General features: G+C 65.3%; 20 protein-coding genes. 8 read left to right on the top strand and 12 right to left on the bottom strand.

From position 1 onward, the window contains the following. Positions 1–12: 12 nt before the first annotated feature. The 4 genes from CAG34_RS16230 to CAG34_RS16215 form a co-directional block, all read right to left on the bottom strand. Positions 13–558, bottom strand: coding sequence for a cupin domain-containing protein (locus tag CAG34_RS16230; RefSeq protein WP_003248033.1), 546 nt, complete (start codon positions 556–558; stop codon positions 13–15). An 81-nt stretch (positions 559–639) separates the two neighbouring features. Continuing rightward, positions 640–1,845 carry an MFS transporter gene (locus tag CAG34_RS16225; protein WP_085591232.1) on the bottom strand — a complete coding sequence of 402 codons (1,206 nt, stop codon included), beginning with the start codon at positions 1,843–1,845 and terminating at the stop codon, positions 640–642. 85 nt (positions 1,846–1,930) lie between these two features. Next, complete coding sequence (locus CAG34_RS16220; RefSeq protein WP_085591230.1) at positions 1,931–2,464, bottom strand: cytochrome b; 534 nt, start codon at positions 2,462–2,464, stop codon at positions 1,931–1,933. Further along, on the bottom strand, positions 2,461–3,513 hold the full coding sequence (locus CAG34_RS16215) for a catalase family peroxidase (protein ID WP_075045377.1): 1,053 nt from the start codon (positions 3,511–3,513) through the stop codon (positions 2,461–2,463). Before CAG34_RS16215 ends, CAG34_RS16220 begins: the two co-directional genes overlap by 4 nt. A gap of 124 nt (positions 3,514–3,637) precedes the next feature. Between CAG34_RS16215 and CAG34_RS16210 the strand changes: the two genes are divergently transcribed. Continuing rightward, positions 3,638–4,159 (top strand): sigma-70 family RNA polymerase sigma factor, encoded by a 522-nt coding sequence (locus tag CAG34_RS16210; RefSeq protein ID WP_085591228.1) that lies wholly within the window; start codon positions 3,638–3,640, stop codon positions 4,157–4,159. Further along, positions 4,156–4,908: an anti-sigma factor gene (locus CAG34_RS16205; protein ID WP_085591226.1), complete on the top strand. Its 753-nt coding sequence runs from the start codon at positions 4,156–4,158 to the stop codon at positions 4,906–4,908. Before CAG34_RS16210 ends, CAG34_RS16205 begins: the two co-directional genes overlap by 4 nt. A 185-nt stretch (positions 4,909–5,093) precedes the next feature. Here CAG34_RS16205 and xthA read toward each other — a convergent pair whose 3' ends face one another. Further along, entirely contained in the window at positions 5,094–5,906 is an 813-nt protein-coding gene (gene xthA / locus CAG34_RS16200) for an exodeoxyribonuclease III (RefSeq protein WP_025338931.1), read from the bottom strand. A gap of 132 nt (positions 5,907–6,038) precedes the next feature. On the opposite strand from xthA, the gene CAG34_RS16195 reads away from it, so the two are divergent. The 3 genes from CAG34_RS16195 to CAG34_RS16185 are packed head-to-tail and all read left to right on the top strand — an operon-like array spanning position 6,039 to position 12,155. Beyond that, complete coding sequence (locus CAG34_RS16195; RefSeq protein ID WP_075045090.1) at positions 6,039–6,689, top strand: N-acetyltransferase; 651 nt, start codon at positions 6,039–6,041, stop codon at positions 6,687–6,689. A gap of 52 nt (positions 6,690–6,741) precedes the next feature. After that, a complete protein-coding gene (locus CAG34_RS16190; protein WP_085591291.1) occupies positions 6,742–8,484 on the top strand; it encodes an autotransporter assembly complex family protein in 1,743 nt (580 codons plus the stop codon). Beyond that, on the top strand, positions 8,481–12,155 hold the full coding sequence (locus CAG34_RS16185; protein WP_085591224.1) for a translocation/assembly module TamB domain-containing protein: 3,675 nt from the start codon (positions 8,481–8,483) through the stop codon (positions 12,153–12,155). The genes CAG34_RS16190 and CAG34_RS16185 overlap by 4 nt, the downstream gene beginning before the upstream one ends. Positions 12,156–12,173: 18 nt before the next feature. Here the strand turns inward: CAG34_RS16185 and CAG34_RS16180 are convergent, their stop codons facing one another. The 4 genes from CAG34_RS16180 to CAG34_RS16165 all read right to left on the bottom strand — a co-directional run bounded on the left by CAG34_RS16180 (position 12,174) and on the right by CAG34_RS16165 (position 14,618). Further along, the gene (locus CAG34_RS16180) at positions 12,174–12,728 is read right to left on the bottom strand and encodes a DUF2589 domain-containing protein (RefSeq protein WP_025338935.1); all 555 of its coding nucleotides are present in this window, start codon (positions 12,726–12,728) and stop codon (positions 12,174–12,176) included. 75 nt (positions 12,729–12,803) lie between these two features. After that, complete coding sequence (locus tag CAG34_RS16175) at positions 12,804–13,463, bottom strand: DUF2589 domain-containing protein (protein ID WP_085591222.1); 660 nt, start codon at positions 13,461–13,463, stop codon at positions 12,804–12,806. A gap of 64 nt (positions 13,464–13,527) precedes the next feature. Then, positions 13,528–13,908, bottom strand: coding sequence for a Mor transcription activator family protein (locus CAG34_RS16170; RefSeq protein WP_046616589.1), 381 nt, complete (start codon positions 13,906–13,908; stop codon positions 13,528–13,530). A 251-nt stretch (positions 13,909–14,159) separates the two neighbouring features. Then, positions 14,160–14,618: a hypothetical protein gene (locus CAG34_RS16165; RefSeq protein WP_085591220.1), complete on the bottom strand. Its 459-nt coding sequence runs from the start codon at positions 14,616–14,618 to the stop codon at positions 14,160–14,162. A 151-nt stretch (positions 14,619–14,769) separates the two neighbouring features. Between CAG34_RS16165 and CAG34_RS16160 the strand changes: the two genes are divergently transcribed. Beyond that, a complete protein-coding gene (locus CAG34_RS16160; RefSeq protein ID WP_003248064.1) occupies positions 14,770–14,958 on the top strand; it encodes a hypothetical protein in 189 nt (62 codons plus the stop codon). A gap of 36 nt (positions 14,959–14,994) precedes the next feature. Here the strand turns inward: CAG34_RS16160 and CAG34_RS16155 are convergent, their stop codons facing one another. Next, positions 14,995–15,369 (bottom strand): fe2+ zn2+ uptake regulation protein, encoded by a 375-nt coding sequence (locus CAG34_RS16155; RefSeq protein WP_025338939.1) that lies wholly within the window; start codon positions 15,367–15,369, stop codon positions 14,995–14,997. A 195-nt stretch (positions 15,370–15,564) separates the two neighbouring features. On the opposite strand from CAG34_RS16155, the gene CAG34_RS16150 reads away from it, so the two are divergent. Continuing rightward, positions 15,565–17,877 (top strand): acylase, encoded by a 2,313-nt coding sequence (locus tag CAG34_RS16150; protein ID WP_085591218.1) that lies wholly within the window; start codon positions 15,565–15,567, stop codon positions 17,875–17,877. Positions 17,878–17,990: 113 nt separating this feature from the next. Here the strand turns inward: CAG34_RS16150 and CAG34_RS16145 are convergent, their stop codons facing one another. Both CAG34_RS16145 and CAG34_RS16140 read right to left on the bottom strand, forming a co-directional pair. Further along, positions 17,991–18,713, bottom strand: a complete 723-nt coding sequence (locus tag CAG34_RS16145) for a UDP-2,3-diacylglucosamine diphosphatase (protein ID WP_025338941.1) — start codon at positions 18,711–18,713, stop codon at positions 17,991–17,993. Then, positions 18,710–19,210 carry a peptidylprolyl isomerase gene (locus tag CAG34_RS16140; RefSeq protein WP_085591216.1) on the bottom strand — a complete coding sequence of 167 codons (501 nt, stop codon included), beginning with the start codon at positions 19,208–19,210 and terminating at the stop codon, positions 18,710–18,712. The genes CAG34_RS16145 and CAG34_RS16140 overlap by 4 nt, the downstream gene beginning before the upstream one ends. Positions 19,211–19,457: 247 nt before the next feature. Here CAG34_RS16140 and CAG34_RS16135 point away from each other — a divergent pair, with 247 nt between their 5' ends. Next, complete coding sequence (locus CAG34_RS16135; protein WP_085591213.1) at positions 19,458–21,161, top strand: glutamine--tRNA ligase/YqeY domain fusion protein; 1,704 nt, start codon at positions 19,458–19,460, stop codon at positions 21,159–21,161. Positions 21,162–21,168: the final 7 nt, after the last annotated feature.

Raw genomic sequence — 21,168 nt, 5'->3', positions numbered from 1 at the left:
CGCATGAAGCAATCAGAAGTTCGCCGGGGTATTGGCGCTGATAATCTCGGCCTCGTCCGGGCCGATGTTCTTGAAGCTGTGCGGCAGGGTAGTAGGGATGTAGTACCCGTCGCCCGAGTTGAGCACGCTCACCTGGCCATCGACCCACAACTCGACGGTGCCGCGGGTGACCAGGCCACACTCTTCACCCTCGGCATGCACGATCGGTTCGCCCGAATCGGCGCCCGGTGCATACAGTTCACGCAGCATGCGCATCTGCCGGCCTTCGACACTGGCGCCGACCAGCAGCATGCGCAGGCCGTTGCGGCCCAGGTCTGGCTGCTCGCCGCCACGGAACACGTAGCGCTCTTCGCGCACCGGCTCGTCGAAACTGAAGAACTCCGCCAGGCTCATCGGAATGCCTTCGAGCAGTTTTTTCAGGGAGCTGACCGAAGGGCTGACACGATTCTGCTCGATCTGCGAGATCGTCGAATTGGTCAGCCCGCTGCGGCGGGCCAGTTCCCGTTGGGAGAGGTTGTTGCGTTCACGCACCAGTTTGAGTCGCGTCCCCGTGTCCATAGCCGCCTTGTAATCAGAGGTGTCAATAATAATGAGCGATGCGCATTAAAACACACTCTGCGCGCTTGCGCGCTGTGCTTGTCAGGCCCGCTGATCGCGGGGCATCGGCCATGACCCGACCAGCAGCAACAGCGCCGCCACCGCCAGGAATGGCAAGCGCGGATCGACGGCATAAACCAAGGTGCCGGCCAGCGGCCCGATCACTGCGCCCATGCCCTGGGCAGCACCGATGGAGCCGGCCGTGGCGCCTTGCTCGGAAGCATGCATGGCATTGGCCGCCAGCGCCGAAAACGCCGGGAAGACAAAGCCCATGCCCGCCGCCGCGACAAAGTAGCAAGCCCACAGCCAGGGCGCCGTGGTGGCCAGCGAGCCGCAGGCAAAGCCCAGGGCCGAAACCGTGGCGCCGACCCGGATCATCTTCAACGGCGGCCATTCCAGCTGGCGCAGCAGCACCTGCGCCAGGATCAGCGCCACACCCACCGTGGTCAGGGCGATGCCGGCGGCCTGGGCCGCCTCGGCAGGGCCCAGGTGCAGGCGGTCGAGGGCAAAGAAGCCGACGATGATCTGCGATACCGTGACGCTGAGCATGGCGCTGAACGCCACCAGCAAAGGCCGGCGCAGACGCGTGTCGTTCAGCCGCACCGGGCTGGGGGCATGGCTGTGCGGCAGCGCCTGCGGCTTGAGGGTGAACAGCAGGACCAGAAAGGCACTGGCCGGCAGCAGCGACATGATATGGAACGGCAGGCTCAGGCTATGCCGCGCCAGCAGCGCTGCCAGCGCCGGCCCCACCACCAGGCCTACTGCGTTGGCCGCCCCCAGCGAGGCCATGGCCCGGGCCCGGCGTTGCGGTTCGACATGGTCGGCGATCAGCGCATTGCAGCCCACCGGGATGGCAGCGTAGAAGGCGCCAATACAGCCGCGCGCGACCATCAGGCCGATGAAGGCCAGGGTCGCCCCCGGCAGCCAGCGCAGCGCACCTTCGACGAACAGGCACAGCAGCCAGTAGGCCAGGGTGAAACCGGCGCTGCCCAGCAGCAGGATGCGCCGACGGCCCAGGCGGTCTGCGGCGCGCCCCCAGGGCCGGGCCAGCAGCACCCAGACCACGCCCGCCACGGTCACGGCGGCACCGGCTTGCCAGGTGGCCATGCCGAGCTGGCGGGCGATCGGGCCGATCAGGGCGACGAAGGCCATCATCGACATGGTACAGGCCATGTTGGCCAGCAGCAGGGGGCGCAAGTCCAGGGTACTGGCGGGTGCGAGTGTGGCAGGATCCTTTGCGACATTCATAGGGCAGTCCAGGGCGGTACGGCAAATAGATAGCCGATCTTGTTGGGAATTATTATCGATTGTCGACCCCCTGGGCTGCCGAGCGTCATTCGCTGCGGCGCAGTGGGCCAGGCCACATGCTACGCAACACGCCATCGCGGCGCACCCACGCGTGCATCAAGGCCGCCCCCACATGCACCAGCACCGTGGCGAACAGCAGGTAGCCGGCCCAGCCATGGGCCTGACGCAGCACGGCGTACAACTGCAGGTCATGCGGGGCAATCGCCGGCAAGCCCAGCGGGCGGGGGTAGCCACCGGCCGACAGCATGGCCCAGCCCAGCAGCGGCATGGCCAGCATCAGGCCATAGAGCAGCAGGTGCGAGGCCCCGGCTGCCCAGCGTTGCAGTGTGGGCAGGTCGTGCGGCAGGGCTGGGTGGGGCAGGGCCAGGCGAACGGCGATGCGCAGCAGCACCAGCACCAGCAGGGCCAGGCCGGTTGCCTTGTGCAACCCGATCAGCACGGGGTGGCGCGGCGACAGGTCGGCGACCATGCTCACACCGATGAACAACATGGCCAGGATCAGCACGGCCATCAGCCAGTGCAACAGGCGGGCGAGGGGGTGGAAGGCGTCGGTTTTCATGGGTGGGCTCCGGTGCCGAGCGATTCGCGGCTGCGGCGATTGAAGGATTCCGAGTAGGCGGCCGAACGGGCAGCGAGGATCGGGTCGGCAGAGGCCTGGATGCCCCGTGGCAGGATCAGCGGGTCGAAGTTGAGGTCGCGGCAGGCTCCTTGCTCGGGGCCGTCGACCTGCTCCAGTACCAGCGTGCCGGCGTCCACGCTGCGTCGTTCGGCAGGCCAGGGGCTGGCAGGGTCGTCCACCGCATCGCCAGGTTCCGCCAGCACCAGGCGCAGGGTCCAGCGCAGCGGCCCTTGGGCCAGCCTTTGCTGCAGGTCGTGCTGCAGGAACTGTTTGTCATCGACCTGGGCAGGCAGGGCGGCAAACGCTGTTTGCGGTTCCAGTTGCCAACGCACGGGGTGGGCCGCGCCGCTCGCGTCGATCAGGCGGAAGGCGTTTATGCTGTGGTATTGCGTGCTGGCGAAGCTGTTGCTGGGCTTGTAACCCGCCGCCCATTGGCGAAACGCCGCGCTTTCCGGGTGTGCGGCGAAGAACGCCTGCAGTCTGCCCGGGTCCGGCTTGCCGGTGGCCGGGTCTGGCGCCCCCGCCAGCACCTGTTCATAGAAGGCTTGTGGCGTGCTTACCGCCAGCACCGGCGGGTTGTTCATGCCGGTACGCCAGACCTGCCCGTCGTCGGTGCTCAGCTCGATGGCCAGGCTGCGCACCGGTATGCCGGTATCCGGCGCGAACGGGTTGGCGCCGCCGATGGCGAAGCGGCCGATCACTGGCACCCGCGGCTGGCTGAACGCCCGTGCCGTGGACAGGCTGGCGGCCTGCCCGCTGGGCTGGAAGTAGCCGCTGACGCACAGGCCCTTGGCGTGGTTCTTGCGGTAACCCGGGTAATGCCCGGCCTGGGCTTCGAAGGTGTCGATGATGCGCTGCGGGGTCAGGCGGGTTTCGCCAAGCCAGCCGGCGGCATAGGCAAAGGCGGCGCCCGCGCCCAGCATCACGGCGCCGATGGCGGCCAGGCGCAGGGCCTTGGCCGGGCCGTGCAGGGGTGAGTTCATGGTCATTGTCCGGTTCGGTGAAGGTGCCGGTACGACGGCGCAGGGAAAAACTTATTCCCTCGCCGGGAATAGAATTTCCTCACAGGCGTCTGCCTCTTACACTGACAGCCCCAGAGGCCGGGACTTTGCCATGCATGATCTGGACGACCACCAGTGGCGCGAGCTGCTGGCCGGCCTGCGCCGCTTTGCCGTATGGCTGACCCGCGAGCCGGGCAGCGCCGACGACCTGGTGCAGGCCACGGTCGAGCGGGCCTTGAGCCGGCGCGACCAGCAACGCGACGCCGATGCCTTGCGGGCCTGGCTGTTCACCATCCTTTATCGGCTGTTCCTCGACGGCAAGCGCCGCGAACGCCTGCATGCGCGCTGGCTGTCCTGGTTCGGCCGTGGTGAGCGCGACGACGAGCCGGTTGGCGGCAACCTCGAGGCCATTGTCCTGGCCCAGGCCGACCTGCAGGCTTTCGCCCGGCTCACGGCAGAACAGCGTGCGCTGTTGCTGCTGGTCAGCATCGAGGGTTTGAGCTACAAGGAGGCCGCCCAGGCCCTGGGCATCCCTATCGGCACTGTGATGTCGCGCCTGTCGCGCGCCCGCAATGCCTTGCGCGAACTGACCGAGGGCAGCCCCCAGCCCCCGGCCTTGCGGAGACTGAAATGACGCGCCTGATCCCCAGCGAAGACGAACTGCACGCTTACGTCGACGAGCGCCTGGAGCCTGTGCGCCGGGCCGAAGTGCAGGCCTGGCTGGCGGCCAACCCGCAGGCCGCGGCCAAGATCGAGGGTTGGCGTGCCGACGCCCGCCGCCTGCGTACGGCACTGGCCGGGTTTGGCGAAGTGCCCGGGGCGGCGCAGCTGGACCTGGGGCAGTTGCGCCGGCAATTGCGCCAACGCCGCCAGCGCCGCTGGGCCACGGCGGCGGTGTTGCTGCTGGCGTTGGGCGTGGGTGGCCTGGGTGGGTGGCAGGTGCGCGACGCGACCTTGGCGCGTGCCGACCTGCCGATGGCCGATGCCGTCCAGGCACACCGCTTGTTTGCCGGTAGCCAGGCGCTGGATATCCAGGCCAGCGACCCGGGCCAGTTGCGCGACTGGCTGGGGCGCCACTTCAGCCGCGTGGGCCAGTTGCCGGACCTGGCGGGCTACGGCTTCAAACCGGTGGGCGCGCGCCTGCTGAGCAATGAGCAGGGACCGGCGGCGTTGCTGGTGTTCGAGGATGGCAAGGGCCAGCGCATCAGCCTGTTCCTGCGTTCACCGGGCGATCAGTACCGGCGCATGCCGGACGGGCAGCGGGTGGATGGCCAGCTGGAGGCGCGGTATTGGTCGCATGGGGCCTACAACTTTGCTCTGGTCAGCGCGGCAGACGATGTGCGCGGGGCGGGGGTGGGGGAGGCGTTGCGGTTGGGTTTGTAACAGGAAATTCGCGGCTGGTGAGCACATTGTGGGAGCGGCCTTGTGTCGCGAAAGGGCCGCAGAGCGGCCCCAGGATTTCAGCATCACCGCCAGATCGCTGGGGCTGCTTCGCAGCCCTTTCGCGACACAAGGGCGCTCCCACAGGGATGGCGTTGGCTGTGGGCGGTGCTATATGCAACCCGCGATCAGCTCAATTCCAGCCAGATCGGCGCATGGTCCGACGGCTTTTCCATCCCGCGCAGTTCATAGTCCACACCCGCCGCCTTGATCCGCGGCACCAGGTGCTGCGAGGCCATGATCAGGTCGATGCGCAGGCCGCGCTTGGGTTCGTCCTCGAAGCCACGGCTGCGGTAGTCGAACCAGCTGAAGCGGTCGGAAACTTCCGGGTACAGGTGGCGGAAACTGTCCACCAGGCCCCAGCCTTTCAGACGTTCCATCCACTCGCGCTCTTCCGGCAGGAAGCTGCACTTGCCGGTCTTGAGCCAGCGCTTGGCGTTGTCCGGGCCGATGCCGATGTCGCAGTCCTGCGGCGAGATATTCATGTCGCCCATCACCAGCAGTGGCTGGTCGTTGCGGAACTGGCCTTCCAGCAGCGCCTGCAGGTCGCTGTAGAAGCGCTGCTTGGCCGGGAACTTGGTGGGGTGGTCGCGGCTTTCACCCTGGGGGAAGTAGCCGTTCATGATGGTGATCGGGTTGCCATCGGCATCGGCGAAGGTGCCCCAGATGAAGCGGCGCTGGGCGTCTTCTTCATCGCTGGCAAAGCCTTTGTGCAGGCTCAGCGGTGCCTGACGCGACAGCAGGGCCACGCCATAGTGGCCTTTCTGGCCGTGGTAATGCACGTGGTAGCCCAGCGCCTGCACGTCGGCCAGCGGGAACTGATCGTCGCTGACCTTGGTTTCCTGCAGGCCGATCACGTCCGGCTGGTGCTTTTCGATCAGCGCCGCCAGCTGGTGCGGGCGGGCCCGCAGGCCGTTGATATTGAAACAGACGATCTTCATGGAAAGATAATCCCGGTAAAAGGCGCGATGCTAGCCGACATCGCTTGCCATCACCAGCATGGCGGCTTCGGGAGCCTGCTGCTAACGTCCTTCCCAGGGCACTGTAAGCCCATTCCAGGAGGACTGCCCGCAATGCCCGAAACCACTGCCACTCCGGCCCGTGTCTGCCTGCTCGATGACGGCTACAGCCGCGAGGCGCGTTCGTTGCTGTACAACGCCTACCGTCACGAACCTACCTTCGCCTATATCTTCGAGGCCCAGCGCCCAGGCTATGAGCGGCGCCTGCGGGTGATGGTGCGCGAATGGGTACGCCAGCACTTCTACCTGCAACTGCCCGCCATCGGCCTGCTGGTGGAGGACCGCCTGATCGCCCTTGCCCTGATCGTGCCGCCGCTGCGCCGGCTGGGCGTGGCCGACAGCTGGGCCTGGCGCCTGCGCATGATGATGGGCACCGGCCTGCGCTGTACGCGCCGTTACATGGACTACCAGGCCGCCCTGGCCACCTGCCTGCCCACCGACGAGGTGCATGTGCTGCCGCTGCTGGGCGTGCACCCGCAATTTCAGGGCAAGCACTACGGCGAGCAATTGTTACAAGCTGTGCATGACTGGTGCGCAGACGACCCTGGTACCCAGGGTGTGGTGCTGGACACCGGCAACGAGCACTACCTGGCCTTTTACCAGCGCCAGGGCTATGAGGAAATTGGCGAGGTGGCTGTAGGACCAATCCGTGAGAGGGTGTTCTTCCATCCCAACCCGGTCTCTTCCAATTCTGCTTTTGCCTGAGCAGACGGCGCGGCGGCTCCCTTGAGCGCCCGGCTCTGGTAGCATGCGCCGCATGACGTATTCAGGAAGATTGACCTGGGGCCTGGTTATCTGGGTCGCCAGTTTCGCAGCATGGGGCCAGAGCGAGTTGCTGGTGAAGGTCAAACCGGCCAACAAGGCGCTCAAGGCCAATGTCGAAGGCTATATCGGTTCCCTTGGCGACCGCGATGAAGAAGCGCTGCTGCGCTTCAGTCGCGGCGCCCAGGAGCAGGCGCGCAAAGCCGCGCAGGCACTTGGCTACTACCAGGCGCAGATCGACACAGAGGTCAAGCCCGCCAGCGAGGCTGACCGTTCCCCGCAGCTGATCATCACCATCGACCCCGGCGAGCCGATTCGCCTGCGCAACGTGACCGTACGCATCGAAGGCCCCGCCAGCGAGATGAAGGCCTTTCGCGTGCCCGACAGCAAGGCCCTGCGCGCCGGTGAACAACTCAACCACGGCCATTACGAGGATGCCAAACGGCTGATCCAGAACCAGGCGTCGCGCTATGGCTTCTTCAGTGGGCGCTTCAGCCGCCAGCGCCTGGCGGTCGACCCTCAGGCGGGTGTGGCCGATATCGAACTGGTCTACCAGAGCGGCCCGCGCTATCACCTGGGCGCCGTCACCTTCGGTGGCGACACACCGCTGGACGACGACCTGCTGCAGCGCATGGTCTCGTTCAAGCCGGGAACACCTTACGACTCGGAACTGATCGCCGAGCTGAACAATGACCTGCAATCGAGCGGCTACTTCGAAGGCGTGCGCGTGGATGCGGCGCCCACCGCCGCCGTGGGCGAAGAAATCCCCGTGGATGTCCGCCTGGAAACCCGCAAGCCCCGCACCATGGGCCTGGGCCTGGGCTTCTCGACCGACGTCGGGGCACGCGGCAAGGCCAACTGGACCCGCCACTGGGTCAACCCGCAGGGCCATAGCTACGGTTGGGAAACCGAACTGTCGGCGCCCCGGCAGAACGTCGGCCTTTGGTACGACATCCCGCTCGACCCGCCGCTGACCGACAAGTTGCGCTTTGCCGGCGGCTACCAGAACGAAGAAATTGCCGGCACCGACACCCTCAGCAAACTGCTGACGGTGGGCCCCGAGTGGCACAGCAAGCTGCCCAGCGGCTGGCAGCGGGTGATTTCTCTCAAGTACCAGCGCGAGGAGTACCGCCTGGGTGATGACTCCGGGCTGAGCAATCTGCTGATGCCGGGGGTGAGCTATTCCTTCCTGCGCAGTGACAACCGCATCGACCCGCATAACGGCTACCGCCTGCAGTTCGATGTACAGGTGGCCAAGGAAGGGCTGGTCTCGGACACCAACCTGCTGCATGGCAACGTGCTGCTCAAGGGCCTGACCACGCTTGGCCATGACCACCGCTTGCTCGGCCGGGTGCAGTTCGGTGGCAGCGCGACCAATGGCTTCAAGAACAACATTCCGCCGTCGCTGCGCTTCTTCGCTGGTGGCGACCAGAGCGTGCGTGGCTATGACTACCAGACCCTGTCGCCGAAGAACAGCGACGGCGACCGCATTGGCGGGCGCTACCTGGTCGCCGGCAGTGTCGAGTACCAGTATTCGCTGATCGAAAAGTGGCGGCTGGCAACCTTCGTCGACCAGGGCAACTCGTTCAACGACCTGGAGCTGCCAAGCCTCAAGACCGGTGTCGGTTTTGGCGTGCGCTGGGTGTCGCCGGTCGGGCCGCTGCGCCTGGACCTGGCCAAGGCGCTGGATGATGAAGGGGGAATTCGCCTGCACTTTTCCATGGGGCCTGAGCTGTGAAACGCGTGATCAAGTACATTCTGGCGGGCCTGCTCGGGGTAACCGCAAGCCTGGGCCTGGTACTCGGCCTGCTGCTCGGGACCGAGGCCGGCAGCCGCTGGGTGCTGGGCAAGGTGCCCGGGCTTGAGGTGGCTGACTTCCAGGGCCGCCTGGCCGGTAGCTGGCAAGCCAGCCGGCTGAGCTGGGCCGATGCCGGCAGCACGGTAGAGGTGCAGGCACCGCTGCTGGCCTGGTCGCCGGCATGCCTGCTGCGCTCTACCTTGTGCATTGACCAGTTGCAGGCGCAGCGCATCGACATGGCCTTTGCGCCCAGCGCCGAATCGGCCGACAGCGGCCCGCTGCAGTTGCCTTCCCTGCGCTTGCCGCTGGCGATCGAACTGGGAGAGGTCAAGGTTGGCCGGTTGCGCCTGGATGGCAGCGACCTGCTTGGCGACTTGCAACTGGCGGCGCACTGGACCAATACCGGGCTGCGCATCGACAGCCTGCACCTGCAGCGCGATGACCTGCAATTGAACCTGCAGGGCGACCTGCAGCCCGAAGCTGACTGGCCGGTGCAACTCCAGGCGCAGCTGCAACTGCCAGCGGTGGACGGCAAACCTTGGCAGCTGGCGCTGACCGCCACCGGCGAGCTGCAGAAAACCCTGAAACTCGCCGGCACCAGCAGTGGTTACCTTGACGCCACGCTGAACGGGCAATTGCAGGCGTTGGCCGAGCACCTGCCGGCGACCTTGCAGATCCGCTCCGAGGCATTCAAGCCGGCCGCTTCGTTGCCCGACACCGTGCAGTTCAACCAGCTCAAGCTCGACGCCCGGGGCGACCTGCTCAAGGGCTATCAACTGTCGGGGTCGGCCAGCCTGCCGGCCGAGCAGTCGCCGATCGCCTTGCTGTTGTCCGGGCTGGTCGACAGCAAAGGCGCCAGGCTCGATGCCCTGGACCTGAAAGCCAGCGATACCCAGCGGGTCAAGTTGCAAGCCACGGCTGACTGGCAGCAAGGCCTGGTCGCCGACGCCCGACTGGACTGGCAGGACTTCCCGTGGCTGCGCCTGTATCCACTGGAGACGCCGCCCGAGGTTACCCTCAAGCGGTTCATGGCCCAGGTGCATTATCGCGATGGCAACTACCAGGGCACCTTCAATGGCGACCTGGATGGCCCGGCCGGCGCGTTCAGCCTGGCCAGCCCGTTCGAAGGTGACCTGAGCCAGGTGAAGCTGCCGCAGTTGGCGCTGAGCGCCGGGCAAGGCAAGGCTGCCGGCAGTGTCGCCGTACGCTTTGCCGACACCCTGGCATGGGATGTCGACCTGCAGTTGTCGGCGCTCGACCCGGCCTATTGGCTGGCCGAGCTGCCGGGTACCCTGGCGGGGCCGCTGCGCAGCAAAGGCCAGATGAAAGGCGACGCCCTGAGCCTCGATGCCCAGCTTGACCTGAAAGGCCGCCTGCGCGGCCAGCCGGCAATGCTCAAGGTCGAGGCCCAGGGGGCAGGGCAGAGCTGGACCTTGGGCGCCCTGGCAATCCAGCTGGGGGATAACCGCATCAATGGCAGTGGCAGCCTGCAGCAGCGCCTGGCCGGGCGGGTCGACCTCGACCTGCCGCGCCTGGGCCAGTTGTGGCCAAGGTTGCAGGGCCAGGTCAAGGGTCGGCTGGACGTCGCTGGCACCTTGCAGGCCCCGCAAGGTACGCTGACCCTGCAGGGCCAGCGGCTGGCCCAGGCGGAAAACCGCTTGCAGCAGCTGGACCTGGATGCCCGCCTGGACAACGCCCAGCGCGGCGTGATCGAACTCAAGGCCAGCGGCATTCACCTGGGTGACACGGCATTGGGCACCTTGCAGGCCAACGGCAAAGGCGACATTCGCCAGCAAGCGTTGACCCTGGCGCTGGACGGCCCGCAGCTCAAGCTCGACCTCGGCCTGGACGGCCAGTTGAACAAGGGAGACTGGCGTGGGCGCCTGGCCAGTGGGCGGATCCAGGCCGGCGGCCAGGACTGGCAGTTGCAGGCACCGGCGCGCCTGCAGCGGCTGGCCAGCGGCCAGCTGGACTTTGCTGCGCACTGCTGGCGTTCCGGCCAGGCCAGCTTGTGTGGTGACGACCAGCGCCTGGCCCCCGAGCCACGCTTGCGCTACCACCTCAAGCAGTTCCCGCTGGACAGCCTGGCCCAGTGGCTGCCGAAGGACTTCGCCTGGCAGGGCCTGCTCAATGCCGACATCAATCTGGACATCCCGGCCACTGGCCCCAAGGGCAACATCGTCGTCGACGCCAGTGGCGGTACCCTGCGCGTGCGCGACAAGGACCGCTGGGTCGACTTCCCGTACCAGGCCCTGCGCCTGGACAGCACGCTGGCGCCACGGCGCATCGATACCCGCCTGGCGTTCCGCGGCGAGCGCCTGGGCGAGCTGAACGTCAACACCCGCCTCGATCCACTGGGCAAGAACAAACCGCTGTCGGGTGATTTCCGCCTTGCCGGTCTCGACCTGTCGGTGGCGCGCCCGTTCGTGCCTATGGTCGAGCGCCTGGCCGGGCAGCTCAATGGCAGTGGCCGGCTGTCGGGCACCTTGCTGGCGCCGCAGGTCAACGGCAACCTGATGCTCAGCGGCGGCGAAGTCAGTGGCGCCGAACTGCCGGTCAGCCTCGAGGACCTGTCATTGCAGGCATTGATTGCCGGCGAGCAGGTACAGCTCAATGGCGGCTGGCGCAGTGGCGAGGCGGGGCGTGGCCAGTTGAATGGCAACCTCACCTGGGGCCAGGCCCTGGGCATGGACCTGCGTCTGCAGGGCCAGCAACTGCCCGTCACGGTCGAGCCCTATGCGACGTTGGAGGTCGCCCCGGACCTGACCGTGCGCCTGATCGACGACAAGCTGGCGGTGACCGGCAAGGTACAGGTGCCCAAGGGCACGATCACTGTACGCGAGCTGCCACCGTCCACCGTCAAGGTCTCGGATGACACGGTGATCGTCGGCCACCAGACCGAAGAGGGCAAGCCACCCATGGCGATGGCCATGGACATCGATGTCGAAGTGGGCCGCGACAAGCTTTCGTTCAGTGGCTTTGGCCTCAAGGCCAACCTGCTCGGCCATGTGCACATCGGCGACAACCTCGACACCCGTGGCGAGCTGAGCCTGGCCGACGGCCGCTACCGTGCCTACGGCCAGCGCCTGACCATTCGCCGTGCGCGGCTGCTGTTCGCAGGCCCGATCGACCAGCCGTACCTGGACATTGAAGCGATCCGCAAGGTCGACGACGTGATTGCCGGTATCCGCCTGAGCGGCAGTGCCGAGCAGCCCACCAGCAAAGTGTTCTCGGAGCCGGCCATGAGCCAGGAGCAGGCGCTGTCGTACCTGGTACTGGGGCGGCCTCTGGGCGCGTCCGGCGAAGACAACAACATGCTTGCCGAAGCGGCCTTGGGCCTGGGCCTGGCGGGTAGCGCCGGGATCACCGGCAGCCTGGCCTCGAGCCTGGGTATCGACGACTTCCAGCTGGACACCGAAGGTTCGGGCAATACCACCAGCGTGGTCGCCAGCGGCAACCTCACCGAGAAGCTGAGCCTGCGCTATGGGGTGGGGGTGTTCGAGCCTGCGAACACCATTGCATTGCGCTACAAGCTGAGCAAGAAGGTTTACCTCGAGGCTGCCAGCGGGCTGGCCAGCTCACTGGACATCTTCTACAAGCGCGACTTCTGAGCCGTCGCGGGGCGGCCGTCAACGGACGATGGCCGCCTCGATGAACTCATTGGTGTCGGGCGAGGGCGGCGGGCTGGGGGCGCGTACCGGGATGATCAGGCTGGTGTACTCCTCGATCAGCCGGTTGAGGGCTTCTGGTGGTTCGCTGGCCTGGAACTGCATGCGGATCTGCACTTCATCGGGGTCACGGTTGTCGCCCTGACGGCTTTGGCCACCGATGGTGACCTTGAAGCTGGCCGCCTTGTTTTCGCCTGCGGTCAGCAGTGCCTGCTGTGCTTCGGTGCCTTTGACCCTTACCGAAAGGTCGACCTGCATGCGCTCGAGGGCCAGGCCCTTGGGCGACACCAGCGCGAACAGCGGTACGCGCATGATGTGCTGGCCGTCCATGGCCACTTCGACCATCTTGGCTTTCATGGGCGCGCCCAACGCTTCGGTGTCGCATTCGAAGAACTGGTCGAACAGGTTGATGTACTGCTGCGCGATCAGGCTGTTGGTAGCACTGGCGGCTTCCTGCAGGCCACGGGTGATTTCGCGCAGGTCGATGGAAGTCATGGGGGCGGGGGATTTATCCAATGCTTCGACTCCTCAGGCCAGGTGGTGCCCCCCTGTTGCTGGTCAGGGGGGCTGTTCGGGGCGGGGAGGTGCGCCTCAAGAGGTGGCGGCGCCGAGAGCCGGAGCGCCGTCGGCCGCAGGGTTCTTCAAGGTATCGGCCTGGGAAATCAAGTCCTGGCTTTCCAGTGTGGCGGTTTTGACCACGGTCGGCTTTGTCGCGGCGTCGGTCAGGAAGTCGATCACCCGCATCATCGCTTCAGGCGGGTCCTGGCGCTTCAAGGTCGTGTTGAAGGCGTAGCGGGCGCGGGTGTCAGTCTTGCGGGTTTGCGTGGACTTGTGGCTGACGCTGCCTTTCACGTTGAGCCTGAACGGCCCCCAGCCCAGCGAACCGCTTGCCTCGGCGCTCATGTCCTTGCTGGAAACGTCTTCCGACATCTGGTTGATGACCAGCTCGAACTCGACATTGCCTTCTTCGATGGAAATGTTCGGGTGGGTGATGGCTGCCACCAGCGGCACTTTCATGGTCTTGCTGACCACGCCCTTGTACTCGCCTTGTTCGTCGACGATGGTTTCGTCGTAGTCGAACTGGATGGCCACGGCCTTGCCGTCCTGGACGCACACCTGCATCAGGAAGTCGGCGTAGGATTTGCTGGCCGTGACCTGGGCCTGGACCATGGCCTGCAGGGGGCCTGCGATCATGCGGTCCATCGGCAAGGCATTGATTACGGAACCGATGAGGCTGTTATCTATCGACATTGCTGGGTTCTCTTCTGGTTGGTTTCAAAACGTGGCTGTCAGTGGTGGTGACGATGCCGGGGCTTCAGCGCGCGCAATGTTCCTGGCGACGGATGTTGCCGATCTGGCGCAGGCTCAGGCCGTACTTGTCAGCGAGCAGGCTGCGAGACAGGCCGCTGGCGCTTTCCTTCTGGATCTGCAGGTTGCGCAACTGGCGCATGAAATGGTCAGCCTTGGGGATTTCCAGAGCGACACCGGCAAAGCGCTTGATCAGTGCGTCGAGCGCTTCGGCCGGCAACACGTCGGCAAGCTTGGTGCGCTCGCGGTGCTTGGGGATGTACTTGGGCCTGCCGCCGTAGGCGCAGGTCAGCTGGTAGGCATTGTCGATGCCGATGCAGTCGATCAGGGCCTGCAGCGAGTGGGGCAGTTGGCTGATATCGATGTGGCTCAAGTCTGGCAGTTGCATATGGCGCTCCTTCGGGACGGATGGGCTGTGCTAACCGATCACCAGCGGCGTTATGTCGAAGGTGTGGCTGAATTTTCTGTGACAACCGAGGCATGTCGCTAGGCGCCATATGGGTTGGGGCTTGTAGCTTCCGCGAACAGGTTTTGCAGGCAGCGATATCCGGCGTTGTAGGACATGGCTTCAACATTTGGCTGTGGCGGGTGATTTCCCATCAGGCCACTCCCTGCGCAGCGCGTTGGGTGTGGTACCCCTCAATCGCACGGATAGCTGCTCAGCAGGCTGGCGCTGCGCAGGTAGGCCTGGGGGGAGTCGCGCATGCCTTGTGGCAGCGTGCGCCAATCGACCAGCAGGCACAGCGCATGCAGCGGCTGCCCGTCACGGTGGCCGATGACCTGGTCGGCAAAGCTGCGGCGGTACAGTGCCTGGGTCTGCTGCTGCGCTTGTACCTGGTCGGCCTGGGCCAGGGTTTGCCGGGCCAGTTCGGGCAGTTGCGCCAGGGGGACACTGAAATGCACCGACGCACCTTTTGCCTGCAGGTAACCGGCCTGGCGCACGCGCTGCCACAGTTGTTGCCATTGGCTGGCGCCAGCTTGGGCAGCCAGTTCGCGGCCCAGTTCGAGCAGTTGCTCGGCCGAAGTCTGGCGGGTGTCCAGCGCATGAAGGGAAAAGGGCGTCAGCAATAGCGACGCGAACAGAAGGGGTTTGTACATGGTGCCTCCGGCATGGGTGCTTGGGAGCCCCATGCTTTCAGGCAGGCGCCGCCCCACCCAGCAGGAAATGCAGCGCCGGGGCCGGTGGCCGTTGTATCATTGCCGCGGCTCGTTGCGAGCCATTTGCCCCTGATGTTGCAAGGAACCTTCGATGACACACGTGCAGCGCCTCAAATATTCCCTTCTGATCATCCTGGTGGTACTGGGTCTGATGCTGGGCCTGTCCCACCTGCAGAAGCAGGGCACGATCAGTGAGCAGACTTTCCAGATGCTGGCCATTGCCATCGCCGTGGTGGTCGTGGTGATCAACGGCATCCTGCGGCGCAAGGTCAAGCCCTGATCCTGGCGGGCCGGCCAGGTATGGCCGGCCATGCGCTCAGCGCACAGGCGTTCGCTCCAGCACGGCGCGCGCCTGCGGGTCGAGGCTGTAGCATTTGTCGCTGCCCAGCTGGATGACGCCCTCGCTGCACAGCCGCTTGAGCACTTCGCGCACGCTGAGGAACGACAGCGGGATATCCAGCTGTTCCAGTTGCGCGTGCACCCCGCGCACGCCAATGCTGCGGCCATTGCGGTCGGCGGCGTGCAAGGCATCGATGACCTTGAGGCGGATCAGGCTGGTACGCAGGCCAAAACTGCGCAACAGCTCGCGGATCTGTTCGTTGCCGATGCGTTCGTCAGCAAAAACGTCCTGTTCCCTGGGCGCTTTGCCTGGGACGCGCCCAGCCTGGATCGAGGGTTGCGGGTTGTACATGTGAATGCTCCTTTTCGTGGACGAACCCGAAATTTGGGTGCCTCACTTACTAGGACGAATGAGAACGGAAAAACTGCAGCCCACGCGCAAAAAAAAGCCTGGTTCTGTTCAAGACGTTTCATTGCCTGGTAATACGTAAAATTTTCATCTGGCCATTCGTCTGATCGGGATGACCCCCGAACCCGAGGAGTGCCCGTGTTTCCACTTTCCCGTCCCATGACTTGCGCTGGCCTGGTCGCCGCCCTGGTAGCCTTCAACGTCGGCGCAGTGCCGGTGCAGTCCGCCGCCGCCGATGCCAGTGCGCAGATTCGACGAACCAGTTACGGGGTGCCGCACATCGTGGCCAAGGACGAGCGCGGCCTGGGCTATGGCATCGGCTACGCCTACGCCCAGGACAACCTGTGCCTGCTGGCCAATGAAGTGCTGACCGTGAGTGGCGAGCGCTCACGCTACTTCGGTGCCAAGGGCAAGACCCTGGAGCAGCGTGACAACCTGGCCAGCGATGTGTTCTTCGCCTGGCTCAACACGCCGGCGGCAGTCGAGGCGTTCTTGCAGGCGCAGCCAGCGCCAGTACAGGCGCTGCTGGCAGGTTATGCCAGCGGCTACAACCGGGCGCTCGCCGAGCGCCGCAGCCAGGGGTTGCCTGCCGAATGTGGCAACGGCGAGTGGCTGCGGCCGATCAGCAGCGAGGACCTGATCAAGCTGACCCGCCGGCTACTCGCCGAAGGCGGTGTCGGGCAGTTCGTCGAAGCGCTGGCGGGGGCGCAACCGCCAACGCTGGCCAGCCAGCAGGCGCCGGCCGGGTTTGCCGCGGCGCTGGCCAGGCAGCAGCGTTTTGCCACGGAACGCGGTAGCAATGCGGTGGCCGTCGGGGCGCAACGTTCGGCCAATGGCCGCGGCCTGTTGCTGGCCAACCCGCACTTCCCGTGGATGGGGGGCATGCGCTTCTACCAGATGCAGCTGACCATTCCCGGCCAGCTCGATGTGATGGGGGCGGCATTGCCGGGCCTGCCGGTGGTCAACATCGGTTTCAACCAGCATCTGGCCTGGACGCACACCGTCGACACATCGAAGCACTTCACCCTGTACCGCCTGCAACTCGACCCCAAGGACCCGACCCGTTACCTGCTCGATGGCAAGTCGCTGCCGCTGGCCCGGCAAACCGTCAGCGTTGCGGTCAAGGCCGAGGATGGCAGCCTGAGCCAGGTACAGCGCCAGGTCTACAGCTCGCAGTTCGGCCCGGTGGTGCAATGGCCGGGTCGCCTGGACTGGGATGCGCATGCCGCCTACAGCCTGCGCGACGCCAACCTCGAGAACACTCGGGTGTTGCAGCAGTGGTACCAGATCAACCGTGCCGACAGCCTGGCTACGTTGAAAGGCTCGATCGAACAGCTGCAGGGTATTCCCTGGGTCAACACGCTGGCGGTGGACCCGGCAGGCAAGGCCTTGTACCTGAACCAGTCAGTGGTGCCATATGTGGATCAGCAACTGCTGAGTGCGTGCAGCAACCCGCAGGCACAAGGGCGCCTGGTGGTACTGGATGGCTCACGCAGCGCGTGCCAGTGGAAGGTCGATGCGCAGGCCGCGCAGCCGGGGATCTTCCCTGCACGGCTGCTGCCGAGCCTGGAGCGCGAGGACTTCGTGCAGAACTCCAACGACCCGGCCTGGATGGCCAACCCGGCGCAGCCGCTGACCGGTTATTCGCCGCTGGTCAGCCGCAGTGACCAGCCGCTGGGCATGCGTGGCCGCTTTGCCCTGCAACGCCTGCAGGGTACGGCCCGCCTGGGCGTTGACGACCTGCAGCGCATGGTGACCGATGACGAGGTCTACCTGGCCAGCCTGCTACTGCCTGACCTGCTGCAGTGGTGCAAGGGCGCCGATGCGGATGTGCGGGCGGTATGCAGCAGCCTGGCGGCCTGGAATGGCAAGGCTGACCTGGACAGCGGCATTGGCCTGGTGCATTTCCAGAACCTGTTCGATGCCCTGGCCGAGCACCCGGAAAGCTGGCGGGTGGCCTTCGACCCGGCCGACCCGCAGCACACCCCGCGCGGGCTGGCGGTAGAGCAGGCGGGCGTGCGCAATCTGCTGCACCAGGCCGCGCTGGCGTCGCTCAAGCAGGTGCGTGACAGCGGCATGGCAGGGGAGGCGCGCTGGGGGCAGGTGCAACAGGCAAGCAATGGGACACCGGTGCCGGGTGGCCCGCAGGCGTTGGGCGTGTACAACGCGATCTACAGCGTGCCGCACGGGCAGGGCAAGCGGCTGGTGGTCAGTGGTACCAGCTACCTGCAACTGGTCAGCTTTACCGACAAGGGGCCGCAGGCCCGTGGGCTGTTGGCGTTTTCCCAGTCGAGTGAAGCGGCTTCGGTGCATGCCGGTGACCAGACCAAGGCGTTTGCGGCCGGAAAACTGGCGGTGATTCCGTTTACCGAGGCGCAGATCAAGGCTGACCCGGAGTATCGGGAAGTGGTGATCAGCGAGCGGGACAAGGGGGCGGTGGTCCAGCAGTAAGGCATGCCGGCCTCTTTGCGGGCTCGCCCGCTCCCACAGGTACTGCACCAGGGCTACAAGCGGTGCGGTACCTGTGGGAGCGGGCGTGCCCGCGAAGAAGGCGACTCGGTCGCTCAGGAAAACTCGAACGGCGCCAGCTGAAACCCTTGCTCGTCAACCTGCAAGGCCCAGCCACGGCGGTCCCAGTCGCCCAGCACGATACGCCGTGCCGGTTGCCCGTCGACTACCAGCTTGTGTATCGCCGGCCGATGGGTATGCCCATGCACCAAGGTACGTACACCATGCGCCGCCATCACCTTCGGCACTTCCTCTGGCGTGACATCGACGATCTCGGTGGACTTCATCCGTGTCTGCGTGCGGCTTTCGCTGCGTAGCTTGCGTGCCAGCTTGTAGCGGGCCGACAGCGGCAGGTGCCGCAACACCCACAGGCTCAGCGGGTTGCGCAGCAAGCGGCGCATTTTCATGTAGGCCAGGTCGCGGGTGCACAGGGTATCGCCATGCATCAGCAGCACCTGCTCACCACCCAGCTCGATCACGCTGGGGTCGTGCAGCAACGTGCAGCCCGCAGCGTCGCAGAAGGCCTGGCCAATCAGGAAATCACGGTTGCCATGCATCAGGTAGATGGCCGTGCCGCTGTCGCTCAGCCGCCGCATGGCCTGGCAGACCGACTGCTGGAAGGGCGTCATGGCGTCGTCGCCGATCCAGGCTTCGAAGAAGTCGCCAAGGATGTACAACGCCTTGGCGTGGCGGGCACGGCCATCGAGCAGATCAAGAAACGCCCGGGTAATGTCCGGGCGTTCTTCTTGCAGGTGGAGATCGGAGATCAGCAGGATCACTCAACGATCTCGGCTTTCTCGATGACCACGTCGTCCTTCGGAACGTCCTGGTGGCCAGCCTTGGAGCCGGTGGCGACCTTTTCGATAGCGTCGACGATTTCACGGCCTTCGATCACTTCGCCGAATACCGCGTAGCCCCAGCCCTGCACGTTCTTGCCGCTATGGTTGAGGAAGTCGTTGTCGGACGAGTTGATGAAGAACTGCGCCGAGGCGGAGTGCGGCTCCATGGTACGGGCCATGGCGATGCTGTACTTCTTGTTCTTCAGGCCGTTGTCGGCTTCGTTCTGGATGCTGGCGCGGGTCTTCTTCTGGCTCATGCCAGGCTCGAAGCCGCCGCCCTGGATCATGAAGCCCTTGATCACACGGTGGAACACGGTGCCATTGTAGTGGCCGTCCTTGACGTACTGAACGAAGTTTTCGGTAGTCAGCGGCGCTTTCTCGGCGTCCAGTTGCAGTACGATTTCGCCGTGGTTGGTGCTCAGTTTGACTTTGGACATGCTGAAACTCGCTCTTTCAAGGCAATCGGAATTAGGGTGCGCAGGGCGCGGGTTATCACCTGACGCAGGATCAGGCGATCGCGACACATGGCGCGCACTGGCCATTTTGCCAGGCTGCGGCAAAAAGCCGTGATAAATCACGCCAGTTTGTCCGGGCCCGACTGTCAGCAGCTTGACTGCTTCGGCTATGATAGGCCCTTTGATTCAATCGGCCTACCCAGGCCGGACACGTGCATTCAAGGATCCTATGAGCAAGCCCACTGCCGACAACGCGCCCAACGCCGCTGCCAAAGGCGCCCCCGCTGTCCCTGCGAACTTCCTGCGGCCGATCATCCAGGCCGACCTGGACTCGGGCAAGCACAGCAGCATCGTCACCCGTTTCCCGCCGGAGCCCAATGGCTACCTGCACATCGGTCACGCCAAGTCGATCTGCGTCAACTTCGGCCTGGCCAAGGAATTCGGGGGCGTCTGCCACCTGCGTTTCGACGATACCAACCCGGCCAAGGAAGACCAGGAGTACATCGACGCCATCCAGAGCGATGTCAAGTGGCTGGGCTTCGAATGGGCCGGCGACGTGCGCTACGCCTCCGACTACTTCGACCAACTGCACGACTGGGCAGTCGAGCTGATCAAGCGCGGCAAGGCCTACGTCTGCGACCTTACCCCCGAGCAGGCCAAGGAATACCGTGGCAACCTCAAGGAGCCGGGCAAGAACAGCCCGTTCCGCGAGCGCAGCGTTGACGAGAACCTCGACCTGTTCGCCCGCATGAAGGCCGGCGAGTTCAAGGATGGCGAGCGCGTGCTGCGGGCCAAGATCGACATGGCCTCGCCGAACATGAACCTGCGCGACCCGATCCTGTACCGTATCCGCCATGCCCACCACCACCAGACCGGTGACAAGTGGTGCATCTACCCGAACTACGACTTCACCCATGGCCAGTCGGACGCCATCGAGGGCATCACCCACTCGATCTGCACCCTGGAGTTCGAAGGGCATCGTCCGCTGTACGACTGGTTCCTCGACAACCTGCCGGTGCCGGCACACCCGCGCCAGTACGAGTTCAGCCGCCTGAACCTGAACTACACCATCACTTCCAAGCGCAAGCTCAAGCAGCTGGTGGACGAAAAGCACGTCGAAGCCTGGGACGACCCACGCATGTCGACCCTGTCCGGCTTCCGTCGCCGTGGCTACACCCCGGCCTCGATCCGCAACTTCTGCGAAATGATCGGCACCAACCGTTCCGACGGCGTGGTCGACATGTCGATGCTCGAGTTCAGCATCCGTGACGACCTGGACCGTACCGCACCGCGCGCCATGTGCGTGCTGCGCCCGCTGAAGGTCGTCATCACCAACTACCCGGAAGGCCAGGTCGAGCAGCTCGAACTGCCGCGCCACCCGAAGGAGGACATGGGCGTGCGCGTGCTGCCGTTCTCCCGTGAACTGTACATCGACCGCGACGACTTCATGGAAGAGCCGCCGAAGGGCTACAAGCGCCTGGAACCGGCCGGTGAAGTGCGCCTGCGCGGCAGCTACGTGATCCGCGCCGACGAGGCGATCAAGGATGCCGACGGCAACATCGTCGAGCTGCGCTGCTCGTACGACCCGGACACCCTGGGCAAGAACCCGGAAGGCCGCAAGGTCAAGGGCGTGATCCACTGGGTGCCGGCCGAGGGCAGCGTCGAGTGCGAAGTGCGCCTGTACGACCGCCTGTTCCGCTCGCCGAACCCGGAAAAGACCGAGGAGGGCGGCAGCTTCCTGGACAACATCAACCCAGGCTCGCTGCAAGTGCTCAGCGGCTGCCGTGCCGAGCCGTCGCTGGCCCAGGCGCAGCCCGAGGACCGCTTCCAGTTCGAACGCGAAGGTTACTTCTGCGCCGACCTGAAAGACAGCCAGCCGGGCCGCCCGGTGTTCAACCGCACTGTCACCCTGCGTGACTCCTGGGGCAGCTGAGGAACCG

The sequence above is a fragment of the Pseudomonas sp. B14(2017) genome, from assembly GCF_002113255.1.
Classification (GTDB): Bacteria; Pseudomonadota; Gammaproteobacteria; order Pseudomonadales; family Pseudomonadaceae; genus Aquipseudomonas; species Aquipseudomonas putida_Z.
This window is presented reverse-complemented; position numbering and strand designations above follow the sequence as displayed.